Below are 12,821 nucleotides of genomic sequence, written 5' to 3'. Positions count from 1 at the left end.
CATCAACTTCTACTTCACCATCAAGCATTTCCAGATGCGGGCTGTTGTGATAGATAAGTAAGCGCAAACGGTGGAAGTAATAGGCAGCGGTATTTTTATTGACGCTAACTAATTGCGCCGCTGTGCGGGCGGTAACACCTGCAACAAATAGTTCAATCAGTTTGTTTTGCTTGTACTGACTTAAACGACTTTTTCTCATAGGGATTATTCTAACCTGAAGTTAAATTTCCCTAGTTATCTAGTACAGCCCCTAAAAAAATATCAATTTTGAATTAACCCAAAAATTTAAGTCGTAGCAAGATGTCGCAAGCGAAGGCTGTACATTAATCACAATCTACGCCACTAAACCCTATACAGCAAAAAAATTCAATTTAATTATCGCAAGCAACCAGCAGCCAATCGACTGGTGAAGCTGATTGCCTAAAATAGACTATAGAAAACGCTAGTTCGTTTATTATTCACATGTTCGTATAAAATTCGTCAAATCTGCAAATCTTTTGCTTATAGATATATTGATAACACCAAAGTGTTTGTCTCACCAAGCATATCCTGTAGCTACTTTTGTTACCCCTCATATATATACTTCCAGTATTCAACCATATTTAGGCAGGTTGTATGCTGAGATTTTTTACATTCTAAACCTGCCACTTTTTCTCAAGACAATTTCAAACTGAAACTGTTACCAAAAATAATGCTGAAGCCGTCTGAAAACACCTATAACCTGTCACACTTAGTTCATGATAACGTTCAAATAATGTAACAGGCTATCTGAAAATATTTTTCAAACAACCTGTTGTTTAACCACCTATTCGTAATGCAGTTTTGCCACATATTCCACCTCTTCGCGGCTGCCCATCACCACCGCAACGCGCTGGTGCAGGCTTTCAGGCTGAATATCGAGCATATCCTGCACGGTATTGCCGGCAGCACCGCCGGCCTGTTCCAACACCAAACTCAAAGGGTTGGCTTCATACATCAACCGCAACTTACCAGGTTTGGCCGGGTCGCGCCTATCCTGCGGATACATAAACACACCACCGCGCATGAGAATGCGGTGGATATCAGCTACCATCGAAGCCACCCAACGCATATTGTAGTTTTTGCCGCGCACACCAGCGTCTCCCGCCAGCAGCTCTGCAATATATTGCTGTATAGGCGCAAACCAATGGCGCTGGTTCGACATATTAACCGCAAATTCTTTGGTTTGCTCCGGCACCTGAGGGTTAGCTAAAGTTTGCACGAAACTGCCTGCTTCATCGAGCGTAAATACAAACACCCCGTGTTTCAGGGTAAACACCAGTTGGGTTTGCGGACCGTAAAGTACATAGCCGCTGCCTGCCTGATCACGACCTTTTTGCAGGAAGGATGCGGTTGTCAAAGCGCCTTCAGGTTTGGCAAGAATTGAAAAAATCGTGCCGACTGAAATGTTTACATCAATGTTAGACGAACCATCCAACGGGTCGAACAACACCAAATAGCCGCCGTCTTTGTTGCAGGCCACAAATGTGTTTTCTTCTTCGCTGGCCAAACCAGCCACGGCAGGGTTGGTTTTGAGCGCATCAATCAGCAGCCTGTTGGCAATCACATCAAGTTTTTTCTGCTCTTCGCCCTGTACGTTACCCGTACCTGCTTCGCCGAGAATGCCTGCCAACGCACCTTGGCGCACTTGGCCGTTAATCCGCACGCAGGCAGCTACTATTGTTTCAAGTACACTGCCCAAATCTATGGGCAGATTGTGGGTATTAAGATGTTTTGGAATAAATTGGGACAAGGTAATCATCATTATTTTCACTCCAGTTGGTTTTTCAGACGGCCTAAACCTGCGCAGGCATGCATCAGTTTGCGCTAAAAGTGGCAGAAGCGTGCATACCACCAAGCGTTCTTTCTTGGCATACTTTAGCCGCCTCCACTGCCTGACGGTTAATTCAGAATCACCCTGAATCAGTTTGGGCATGTCGGCAACTGCACCGTTTCTTCCGATTTTTCGCCTCACAAGACGGCAAACGGGTAATCCTATTGATATTTCGGTAATACCCGGTTGCCCAGTCTTACAGATCTGCCCACAGTCGCTACTATTCAAGCTGGTTAGGTGTGATACCTGGGGCTTTCTCGGCATACATGCCAGCCATGTAAAACTCCTACGACTTAGCATTGTCAACCAACCAATGGTTTCACCCAAACTGGATACCATACACTGTACGCTTGAGTTGTTGGAAAAGGTCGGGTTGTTTACACTTTTTATGCCAAGCAGCTTTTGTTTTTTACTGGAATGAAAGTGTAAACAACGCTAGAATTTCCTACACTTGAGTTGTGTTTGAAAATATTTTTACCATACTCGGTTAAATCCAAGAATAATATAACTATTTTTTATACATCTATATTTCTGTAAAACGAAAATCGATACCTCTGAAAAAGTTTATCAAAGCCGTCCGAAGCATTCTATGGCACCATTAACTTGATAGAATCCTGCTACAGGTTTGTGTCGGTGAGGGAGTAGCAGGATTTGGGAGTTGGTAGCAAAAAATAAACTTTCAACAGCATTCAATGAATTGTATGGAAATCTTCAGACTGTCTAAAAATTGTTTTCAACCGATCTGTTTGCATAAAGCGGCTATTATGGCTCTCTATCAGTGGAAGCTGACGTTTGCGCAGGCACTTCTAGTAGGGCTTTGATAGACAAACGCACACGCCCCCTGTCATCCACTTCCAATGCTTTCACATTTACCGTTTGGCCCACCTGAAGATAGTCGCTCACGTTACGTACACGTTCGTGAGCAATTTGACTAATGTGTACCAAACCGTCTTTACCGGGGAGTACGGACACAATGGCGCCGACATTATTGTCGAGCAGCTTAAGCACTGTGCCGGTGTAAACTTTGCCCACTTCCACTTCAACAGTGATTTCCTCGATGCGCTTTTTCGCTGTCTCCCCCGCTTCGGCAGTCGTGGCAGCAATGGTTACCGTACCGTCATCGGCGATATTGATTTCGGTGCCGGTTTCGGCGGTAATGCTGCGGATGGTTTCGCCGCCCTTACCGATAACATCGCGGATTTTATCTTGGTTGATTTTCATTACAAAGAGACGCGGTGCATGGGCAGAGAGTTCCTGCGGACCCTCAACCGCTTCTTTCATCTGCGCGAGAATATGCATACGCGCCTCTTTCGCCTGCTCAAGGGCAATCTGCATAATTTCTTTGGTGATACCTTGGATTTTGATGTCCATTTGTAGTGCGGTTATGCCATTGATAGTGCCTGCAACTTTGAAATCCATATCGCCCAAGTGGTCTTCATCGCCGAGAATATCAGTTAATACGGCAAATTTGTTGTTTTCGAGAATCAGCCCCATGGCAATGCCGGCAACGTGTGCTTTCAGGGGTACGCCGGCCGAGAGCAGGCTTAAGCAGCCGCCGCATACAGAAGCCATGGAAGAGGAACCGTTAGATTCGGTAATTTCGGAAACCACGCGCATGGCGTAGCTGAATTCTTCGGGGGAAGGCAACACCGCCACCAACGCGCGTTTAGCCAAGCGACCATGGCCGATTTCACGGCGTTTAGGCGCACCCATGCGACCCACTTCACCAGTGGAATACGGCGGGAAGTTATAGTGCAGCATAAAGCGGTCTGTGTATTCGCCGCTTAAAGCATCAATTATTTGCTCATCGCGCGAAGTACCCAAAGTGGCAACGGCTAGTGATTGGGTTTCGCCGCGGGTAAATAGAGCAGATCCGTGAGTGCGCGGCAGCACGCCGGTTTGAATATTGATGGGGCGCACGGTACGGGTGTCGCGGCCATCGATACGCGGCTGACCGTTAAGAATCTGACTGCGGACCACATCGGCTTCCAGCTGTTTGAAAATGCCTTTGATTTGATTGGCACACAAAGTGTCGGTTTCTTCACTAATCAATGCTTCTTTTACAGTTGCCCATGCTTCATCAAGCTTGGCCGAACGAGCCTGCTTCTGACGGATTTTAAATGCTTCGGCAATAGTGGCACCTGCAATTTCACGGATTTTTTCTACCAGCGCATTATCGGCTTCAGGGGCTTTCCAATCCCACACCTCGGGGTTCACTTCATCGGCCAGCTCGTTGATGGCGTTAATCACAGCCTGCATCTGCTCGTGACCGTAAACCACTGCGCCCAACATCACATGTTCCGGCAGCTCACGCGCTTCCGATTCCACCATCAGGACAGCTTTCTGCGTACCGGCTACCACCAAATCCATTTGAGAGCGGGCAAGCTGGGCTTTAGTGGGGTTCAACACATAAACATTGTTCACATAGCCGACCCGCGCGGCACCGATGGGGCCGGCGAACGGCACGCCGCTCAAAACCACTGCGGCGGAAGCACCAATCATAGCGGGAATGTCGGAATCGATTTCAGGATCGATCGAAACCACCATTGCTACAACTTGGATATCATGATAAAAACCTTCAGGAAACAATGGGCGGATGGGGCGGTCAATCAAACGGCTGGTAAGGATTTCTTTTTCGCTCTGCTTCCCTTCACGCTTGAAAAAACCACCTGGAATTTTACCTGCTGCGTAGGTGCGCTCAAGATAATCTACAGTAAGTGGAAAGAAATCTTGGCCTTCTTTCACATCTTTATTGGCAGTAACCGCCACCAGCACCACAGTATCGCCCATCGACACTTTTACCGCTGCCGCCGCCTGGCGGGCGATTTCACCGGTTTCGATGGTTACGGTTTGCCCGCCGTATTGGAAAGTTTTAACATACTTGTTAAACATTCTATGCCTTTCAGTTAAGGCCGCCGCCGCTAAAACGCTAATGATGCACACATCTTAACTTATGTGCATGGTTAGGGTTTCAGGCCGGCATTGGCCAAGTTAATTGTGAATATTTTTCAGACGGCTCACAATGCCGCCTGAAAAGTTCAGATTATAGCCAATAAAATTATTTTTTGATACAAAATAGACAACAGTTTTGAATAAGGCTCCACTTTGTTTCGGCTACAAACAAACGCCCCGCAGTTAAACTGCGCCCGAGAAATTTAAACTGTTTAATCAAACAGTTTTCACTCGCCGTAGGCAACCAGCTGCTCGAACAAATCGCGCAGGCGGCCGATATCCGAGCGTGTGCCGATTTCGATACTGCTTAAACGCATGGTCAGCTCGCTGGCCACATCCTGTAGCTTCGGTTCCTGCGTTTTTTCTTGTCCAGCTTCTCGGCCAGTTCGTCCACCTTTTTTGTTTTTATCCGTAATCACTTTGTCTTTGACAACGGCCTAGAACGCTATTTCCCCCCAAAAACCTTATAATGCGGTGCTTTAAACTTTTTTGCTCCACAATGACTTCTCTGCCTCCCCGATACCTTTCTGTTGCACCTATGCTCGATTGGACCGACACCCATTACCGCTACATGGCTCGTCAGATTACCCGCCATACTTGGCTTTACAGTGAAATGACTCATGCCGGTGCCGTTATTCATGGCGATAAAAACCGTTTTTTAAAATTTAATGAAGCTGAGCAGCCGGTTGCGCTCCAATTAGGCGGCAGCGAACCGACAGATTTGGCGTTGGCGGCCAAAGCGGGCGAGGCATACGGCTACAATGAAATCAACCTTAACTGCGGCTGCCCCAGCCCGCGCGTGCAAAAAGGTGCTTTCGGTGCTTGCTTGATGAACGAAACCGCGCTGGTAGCCGACTGCCTCAATGCCATGCAGGATGCGGTGCAGATTCCCGTAACCGTTAAACACCGCATCGGCATCGACCGCCAAAACGAATATGCGGTTGTGCGTGATTTTGTGGGCGCGCTTTCTGTTCAGACGGCCTGCACCACTTTTATCGTCCACGCCCGCAACGCTTGGCTCAACGGCCTTTCTCCGAAAGAAAACCGCGAAGTGCCGCCCTTGAAATACGATTATGTTTACCGCCTCAAACGCGATTTTCCCAACTTGGAAATCATCATCAATGGCGGCATCGCCACCAATGAAGAAATCGCCGCGCACTTGAAACACGTTGATGGTGTGATGGTCGGCCGCGAGGCCTACCACAACCCGATGGTGATGCGCGGATGGGACCGGCTGTTTTACGGCAGCAGTGAAGCGCCCGTCAGCTACGCCGATTTGGTGGAAAAACTGTTCCGCTACAGCAGCTGGTATATCCAATCCGGCAACGGTGCCGCGCTCCGCCACACTGTCCGCCATTATCTCGGCCTGATGCACGGTCTGAACAACGCCCGCATGTGGCGGCGTATACTTTCCGATGTTTCGCTTTTGAAAAACAACAACGGCAGCCTGATTCTCGAGGCGTGGCGGGAAGTGGCAAAAGCCAACGTTTTTTTGGATTAACCGCTTTTTTAACTTTAACACCGGCCATTTTTTACACTGTCCTCACGCCTCGGTATGCCGCTAATACGCTGATAATTGTCAATCACCTGAGAATATGTTATAAATCTTAGGTGGTTTACTCTAAAAATATCGCACCAAGAGGATATATGGCACACAGCACTTTGGCAAACCAGCCTGTTCATATGGATACGGCTGATTTTTTACGACACATCGAAGCGGCTTTCAAACGCATTTTTTCAGACGGCCTCAACCTGATGCACTATCTGCCCGAAAACAAATGGCTCGAGCTCAAACGTGCGGGGCTGCTGCTGCCGTTTTTGGCCGAACGGCACGGCGGTAGGAAAAGTAACCAGTTTGAGATTCAAGAAGTTTTACGCATTGCCGGCCATTACGGTGTGCCTGTTACCTTGCGCACCGGCATTGAAGGCGCACTGGTATTGCAGCCTTTAATCGAATTCGGCAACCCGCAACAAATCGAAACCGGTTTGAAGCTGGTTTTTGAAGGAGAAGGCGGAGGTTTGGCCGTCACCGAACCTGAAACTTCCGGCTCGGCCATTGCGCGCGAAATGCAGTCTTATTATGAATACGTGGATAATGATACCGTTTATGTGCGTGCCGCCAAATATTGGCAGGGCAATTCGCAAAGCGATTTTCTGCTGGTGGCCGCCAAAGAGCGCAAAAACGGCAAATTATCGAAAACCATCAATCTGCTGTTGGTGCCCAAACAATATATCCGTTACGAAACCCTAGCATCCGAAGGTTTGCGCGCAGTACGCTATGCCATCAACCGTATTGATGCAGCCATCCCCTCCGCTTGCCTGATGAAGCTGTCGGAAAATGAAGCCGCCGGACTGCGCGCCTTTCAAAACATCTTTATCCGCAGCCGCCTGCAATTGGTAGGAATGACCCACGGCATAATGGAATACATTCTCGAAAACCTGCGCCGCTTCGTGGTGAACAACATTAAATTTGTTGATCACGAACGCCGCCAAATCATGAAGCACCATGCCGTTTCACAACTACTCTATCGCTTTACCTGTCGCCATGTTGCGCCAAACCAAGCCGTTGCCCACCAACTGATGGAAGCCAACATCATCAAAACGCTGGCCACCGAATACACCTACAGCGCAGCGCAGATTCTGCAGAAACTGCTCGGTGCCAAAGGTTTCGAGTGCGGCCACCCTGCCAGCAACATCGCCATCGACATACGCCCCTTTACCATTTTCGAAGGGCCCAACGATATGCTGTATGCCGAAATCTACGACCAATTCGTCCGCGCCACCCATCAGGAAAAAGCGCAAGGCGTGAAACCCGACAAAAACCAAACCCTGCTGCAACGCCTGCTGTCGGATCACCGCTTTGCCGCCGTGCGCCTGTCCGATCGCGCCAAAGTGCCCGCCGACATTTCCGCTTTCCTGCAACAACACCGTTTGGGCGAAGCCAACCCCGCCGCAAAAGTGTTTCTCGGCAAAATCACCGCACGGCTGTTTATGTGGGCGCAGTCCGACAGCCAAGATGCCGACACCCTGCTGCTGACCGATATACGCAAAGACATGCTGGACTGCGGGGAACTTAGCTGATAAAACTCAACCCAAGCACTCCGCAAACCTCGGCTGTTTTTTATAGTGAATCAAAATGGCAACACTCCCGGCCGCAAACACTCAAAACCATAGTGCCAAACCAGATAACGCTAAAACACTCTTGCCATAACCAAAAGCCATCTGAAAAATTTTCAGATGGCCTTTCGATAGCGGGCAGGTAAATCAGCCCAAATGCACCTCGATATTGTCGATCAGGCGTGTAGCGCCCAAACGCGCGGCAGCGAGTATCACCAGATGGTTATCGCCCGCGTGGGCAACGCTCAAATCATCGGCGCGGCGCACTTCGATATAGTCCACCACCCAACCGGCTGCACTAAGGCGCTGCGCGGCAGCCTGCTCAAGCACGGCATAAGCAAGATTACCGCTGCGGACGGCATCGGCGATGGTACACAGCTCGCGGTAGAGGCGCGGGGCTTCGGCGCGCTCCTGCCCGTTTAGATATTGGTTGCGGCTCGAAAGAGCCAGGCCGTCTGAAGCGCGGCCGGTATCCACCGGCACAATGTCGATGTTGATGTTGAGGTCTTCCACCAGGCCTTTGATTACCGCCAGCTGCTGATAGTCTTTTTTGCCGAAACAGGCCGCATCGGGCTGCACGATATTGAACAACTTGGCCACCACGGTGGCCACACCGCGGAAATGGCCGGGGCGGAATTTGCCGCACAACTCGTTTTGCAGGTTGGGCGGTTCGATGTTGTAACGCTGCTCCACATTCGGATACAGTTCTTTTTCATCGGGCGCAAACACCACCGCCACGCCTTCATCGGCCAGCTTGGCCGCATCCTGCTGCAAGGTGCGCGGATACCGGTCGAAATCTTCGCCTTGGCCGAATTGCAAGCGGTTGACGAAAATGCTCACCACCACGTTATCGGCACGCCGCCGGGCTTCGCGCACCAATGCCAAATGGCCTTCGTGCAGATTGCCCATAGTCGGTACAAAAGCCACCGTTCCGGCAGCCCTGCGCCACGCGCGCAACCCGTGAATCGTGTGGATAATTTGCATAGGGTTTTTCCTGAAAGGTTTTTCAGACGGCCTATAGCGGACAATTCAGCCCGCCACGGCATTACTGCGCCTTTACCCGATAAAGAGCGGTTGTGCAGGCCGCCGAAGGTTTCATACGCTTTTCACTGCCTGCCGCCCGGTATCGAAGTAGATTTTATCCGCCACACCATAATCTCAAACAGGCCGTCTGAAAAATTAAAACGAATGTTCGGGTGCAGGGAAGGTTTTATTTTTCACCGCCGCCACATAAGCCGCCACGGCCGCCTGAATACTGGTTTGCCCTTCCATAAAGTTTTTCACGAAACGGGCAGTTTTACCGGGGAACACGCCCAGCATATCGTGCATCACCAGCACCTGCCCGTCACAATCCACGCCGGCGCCGATGCCGATGGTGGGGCAGCGCACACTTTGCGTTACCTGCCTGCCCAATTCTGCGGGCACGCATTCCATCAGAATCAGCGCGGCACCGGCCTTGTCGTGCGCGGCAGCATCGTTGAGCAGGGCTTGGGCTTTGCTGCCTTTTCCCTGCACTTTATAGCCGCCGAAGGCGTGCACCGACTGCGGCGTGAGGCCGATATGGGCGCACACGGGAATACCGCGCAACTGTAAAAACTCAGTGGTTTCGGCCATCCACACCCCGCCTTCGAGCTTAACCATATGCGCGCCGGCGGCCATCAGTTCGGCAGCGGCAGCAAATGCCTGCTCTTTGCTCTGCTGATAAGCACCAAACGGCAAATCACTGATAATCATAGAATTTTTTGCACCACGCGCCACTGCAGCAGTGTGATAGCACATATCGCCGAGGCTAACGGGCAAAGTGGATTGCTGCCCCTGCACGGTCATGCCGAGCGAATCGCCCACCAGCAGCACATCCACGCCGGCCTGATCCATCAGCGTGGCAAAGCTTGCTTCGTAGGCGGTGAGCATGGCAATTTTCTCGCCCTCGGCTTTCATTTTTTGCAGGGTATTGACGGTAATCATGTTTCAGACGGCCTCTTTAGGTTAAAACGGGGCACATATTATGGGCTTTTTCCGACAAATTGCAACCGAAGCGAAACAGCCCGGCCGCCGGGGTCGGGCTGTTCCAATATGCTACGCCAAAATTCAAACCGAATCAATTAAGCTGTTGTTATCAAAATAAAAACATACCAGCATCAGAATATAGGCCGCCCTGATTCCGCGAATATTCCAGGCCGTCTGAAAACCGCTTGGGCAAATTTTGCCGCCCTGCCCTGTTTCTTTCTATAAAACGGTACCGGCACAAGCCCGAGTATGGCAATGCCCGTGTTTGAATGTGCAAGCAGGCAAGCCTTTGTTTTCTAATTTATTGCGCCAGCCCTGCCACGCATTGTTTGTCGCGCGCTTCAAAGGCTTGCGTGCCGCCGAGCAGTTCGAGCTGCTCCTGCGGGCTGATTTTGCCGAACGACTGGATTTGCTTTTCGCTCAATTTTTCCAATGGTTCGTTCCACATACAGACGCAGTAGCTTTCGATAAGCTGTTCCGATTTTCCCTCCAGGCCGGCGGCTTTCAGGTCGGCCTGCCATTTTTCGGAAAACGGCACGTTTTTCACGCAAGAATCCACAACCGCCTGCTTGGCTTTGGGCTTTGACAGCGCGCAATTGGAAAGTAGGCCGAAGCCGGCAAACAGGGCAAGCACCACAAACGCCCAAATGCGTATGGTGCGGATTTTGGCGCGGGCTTTGCGGCGCAGCTCGTCCGGCGCAGGATCGGGTGCCGTGGGTTTATCCGTTGCAGCCATGCAGGCTCTCCATGCGGATCATCACCACCGGCGCATACACCACATCAAGCGATTCGATGGCGGCAATGGCAGATTTGATGTGTTTCTCTACCGTACTGTGGGTCAGAATCACGATTTCGGCCAGGCTGCCGTTGAATACGCCTTTTTGAATCAATGCCTCGATGGAAACATTTTCTTCGGCCAGCAGGTTGGCAATTTGGCCGAGTACGCCCGGCTGGTCTTCGGCCTGAACACGCAGATAATAACTGCTGGTGATTTCGTCCATCGGCAGCATGGGCTGCGCTTTGACCCGGCCGGGCTGGAAGGCCAAATGCGGCACACGGTTGCCGGGGTCGGCAGTAATCAGGCGGCAGATGTCGATGATGTCAGCCACCACCGCACTGGCAGTCGGCAGCGCGCCGGCACCTGCACCGTAATACAGGGTTTCGCCCACCATATCGGCATCAACGCGCACAGCGTTCATCACGCCGTTTACATTGGCCAGCAGGCGGCATTCGGGAACCAGGGTGGGATGAACGCGCAATTCCACGCCTTTGGCGGTTTTGCGGGTGATGCCCAAAAGTTTCACGCGGTAGCCCAGCTCTTCGGCGTATTTGATGTCGCGGCTGTCGAGCTTGCTGATGCCTTCTAGATAACAGGCGTTGAAGTTGAGGGGTGTGCCGAACGCCAGCGCGCTCATAATGGTGATTTTGTGGCCGGCATCGTGGCCTTCGATGTCGAAAGTCGGATCGGCTTCGGCATAGCCCAATTCCTGCGCCTGTTTCAACACTTCGGCAAACGCGCTGCCTTTTTCGCGCATTTCGGTGAGAATAAAGTTGCTGGTGCCGTTGATAATACCTGCAATCGATTGGATATGGTTGGCCGCCAAGCCTTCGCGCAGGGCTTTGATAATCGGAATACCGCCCGCAACAGCCGCTTCAAACTGCACCATCACGTTTTTCTGCCCGGCCAGCAAGAAAATTTCGTTGCCATATTCGGCCAACAGTTTTTTATTGGCGGTAACAATGTGTTTGCCGTTTTCAATGGCTTTGAGCACCGCGTCTTTGGCGGCACCCGTGCCGCCGAACAGCTCCACCACCACATCAACATCAGCGCGCCGCACCAGCTCGGACGGCTCTTTCACAAAAGCAGCAGCAGGGCAGAGGGCACGGGCTTTTTCTTCACTCGAATCGCATACGGCCGAAATACAGACCTCGCGCCCCAGGCGGCGGCTGATTTCTGCGGCGTTATCCTGCAGCACGCGGACAGTGCCGCCGCCCACCGTGCCCAAACCCAAAATCCCGATATTCACTGGCTTCATTCTGTCTCCTTAAGCCGTTGTATGTTAGTATTCTGCAAAGTGCCGATAGTTGGCGCAAAGGCCGTAATCCTACCTGAAAACGGCTTTTTCTGCATCTTTATTAACGGATTGGAGCCGCTTGTGCTGATCGAAGAAACCCGCCCCGAAGGGCAGGATGCGGTAACGGCTTATACGCCGGGCAGAATCGAAATTAACGGGCAGGCCTATACGCAGGCTGTGGTGCTGGCCGGCAGACACATCGGCAGCCCTGCCCCAACCGACCCCGCCAACCTGACGGCAGAAGATTTTTTTCAGACGGCCGAAAAATGCGGCGGCCTTCCCGAAGTGATTTTGGTAGGCACGGGCGGCAAACAGGTGTTTCTGCACCCGAAAACTGCCACCCGTTTGGCTGCCGAGGGCGTGGGTTTGGAATGCATGCCCACCGCCTCCGCCTGCCGCACCCTTCTGATTCTGCAAAGCGAAGGCCGCAAAGTGTGGGCTTGGCTGTGGCCTTGAACGGGATGGGGGCTTTTCAGACGGCCGTGCGGTGAAAATATCAAGCCGCCTTCAAACCAATTCGCCAAAGCCTGATAAAAACAATGATATGCCAAAATATTGCAGACCGTGCAGGCGTACCGCAAGACAAACCGATGCCGTCATTATTTTAAGGGGCTGGAGTAGATTAGCCCTAAACACCACACCAAAGCCGCAAAGTTTTTAACTGCTGCTTTGGTGTCCCGAAGTTAAAACGAAACTCACATTCTTTCAAGAACAGAGGAAAAGATTTTCGGTCGATTCCGTTGTATTTGCGCAAGACACGTTTCGCCTGATTCCAAAAATTCTCAATGCCGTTGATATGGTTGTGTCGGTCGGCAAAC

The 12,821-nt window shown here is 51.2% G+C and carries 9 protein-coding genes and 2 pseudogenes; 3 read left to right on the top strand and 8 right to left on the bottom strand.

The genetic code is table 11. The features are described 5' to 3' along the window. The 3 genes and pseudogenes from IR141_RS10700 to pnp form a co-directional block, all read right to left on the bottom strand. Positions 1 to 199, bottom strand: a pseudogene (locus tag IR141_RS10700) (IS1595 family transposase); the annotation flags it as partial. Between the two features lie 606 nt (positions 200 to 805). Then, positions 806 to 1,780, bottom strand: a complete 975-nt coding sequence (locus tag IR141_RS10695; RefSeq protein ID WP_135037033.1) for a class 1 fructose-bisphosphatase — start codon at positions 1,778 to 1,780, stop codon at positions 806 to 808. An 834-nt stretch (positions 1,781 to 2,614) separates the two neighbouring features. Next, positions 2,615 to 4,744: a polyribonucleotide nucleotidyltransferase gene (gene pnp / locus IR141_RS10690; RefSeq protein WP_135037027.1), complete on the bottom strand. Its 2,130-nt coding sequence runs from the start codon at positions 4,742 to 4,744 to the stop codon at positions 2,615 to 2,617. Positions 4,745 to 5,303: 559 nt separating this feature from the next. On the opposite strand from pnp, the gene dusA reads away from it, so the two are divergent. Further along, positions 5,304 to 6,305: a tRNA dihydrouridine(20/20a) synthase DusA gene (dusA, locus tag IR141_RS10685; protein WP_135037024.1), complete on the top strand. Its 1,002-nt coding sequence runs from the start codon at positions 5,304 to 5,306 to the stop codon at positions 6,303 to 6,305. 146 nt (positions 6,306 to 6,451) lie between these two features. Further along, entirely contained in the window at positions 6,452 to 7,885 is a 1,434-nt protein-coding gene (locus IR141_RS10680; protein WP_194198395.1) for an acyl-CoA dehydrogenase family protein, read from the top strand. A gap of 183 nt (positions 7,886 to 8,068) precedes the next feature. On the opposite strand, the gene panC is transcribed toward IR141_RS10680, so the two are convergent. The 4 genes from panC to IR141_RS10660 all read right to left on the bottom strand — a co-directional run bounded on the left by panC (position 8,069) and on the right by IR141_RS10660 (position 11,964). Further along, positions 8,069 to 8,905, bottom strand: coding sequence for a pantoate--beta-alanine ligase (panC, locus tag IR141_RS10675; RefSeq protein ID WP_135037021.1), 837 nt, complete (start codon positions 8,903 to 8,905; stop codon positions 8,069 to 8,071). Between the two features lie 195 nt (positions 8,906 to 9,100). Beyond that, a complete protein-coding gene (panB, locus tag IR141_RS10670) occupies positions 9,101 to 9,886 on the bottom strand; it encodes a 3-methyl-2-oxobutanoate hydroxymethyltransferase (protein ID WP_135037019.1) in 786 nt (261 codons plus the stop codon). 343 nt (positions 9,887 to 10,229) lie between these two features. Beyond that, positions 10,230 to 10,664 carry a hypothetical protein gene (locus IR141_RS10665; RefSeq protein ID WP_135037016.1) on the bottom strand — a complete coding sequence of 145 codons (435 nt, stop codon included), beginning with the start codon at positions 10,662 to 10,664 and terminating at the stop codon, positions 10,230 to 10,232. Beyond that, complete coding sequence (locus IR141_RS10660) at positions 10,648 to 11,964, bottom strand: homoserine dehydrogenase (protein WP_135037013.1); 1,317 nt, start codon at positions 11,962 to 11,964, stop codon at positions 10,648 to 10,650. Before IR141_RS10660 ends, IR141_RS10665 begins: the two co-directional genes overlap by 17 nt. A gap of 120 nt (positions 11,965 to 12,084) precedes the next feature. On the opposite strand from IR141_RS10660, the gene IR141_RS10655 reads away from it, so the two are divergent. Then, a complete protein-coding gene (locus IR141_RS10655) occupies positions 12,085 to 12,459 on the top strand; it encodes an Mth938-like domain-containing protein (RefSeq protein WP_245231741.1) in 375 nt (124 codons plus the stop codon). Positions 12,460 to 12,631: 172 nt separating this feature from the next. Here the strand turns inward: IR141_RS10655 and IR141_RS10650 are convergent. Then, a pseudogene (locus tag IR141_RS10650) lies at positions 12,632 to 12,821 on the bottom strand (IS1595 family transposase); the annotation flags it as partial.

Source organism: Neisseria sp. 19428wB4_WF04, assembly GCF_015235335.1.
In the GTDB taxonomy this organism is placed as follows: domain Bacteria; phylum Pseudomonadota; class Gammaproteobacteria; order Burkholderiales; family Neisseriaceae; genus Neisseria; species Neisseria musculi.
Note: the sequence above shows the minus strand (reverse complement) of the source record. Positions and strands in the feature narration are given on the sequence as shown.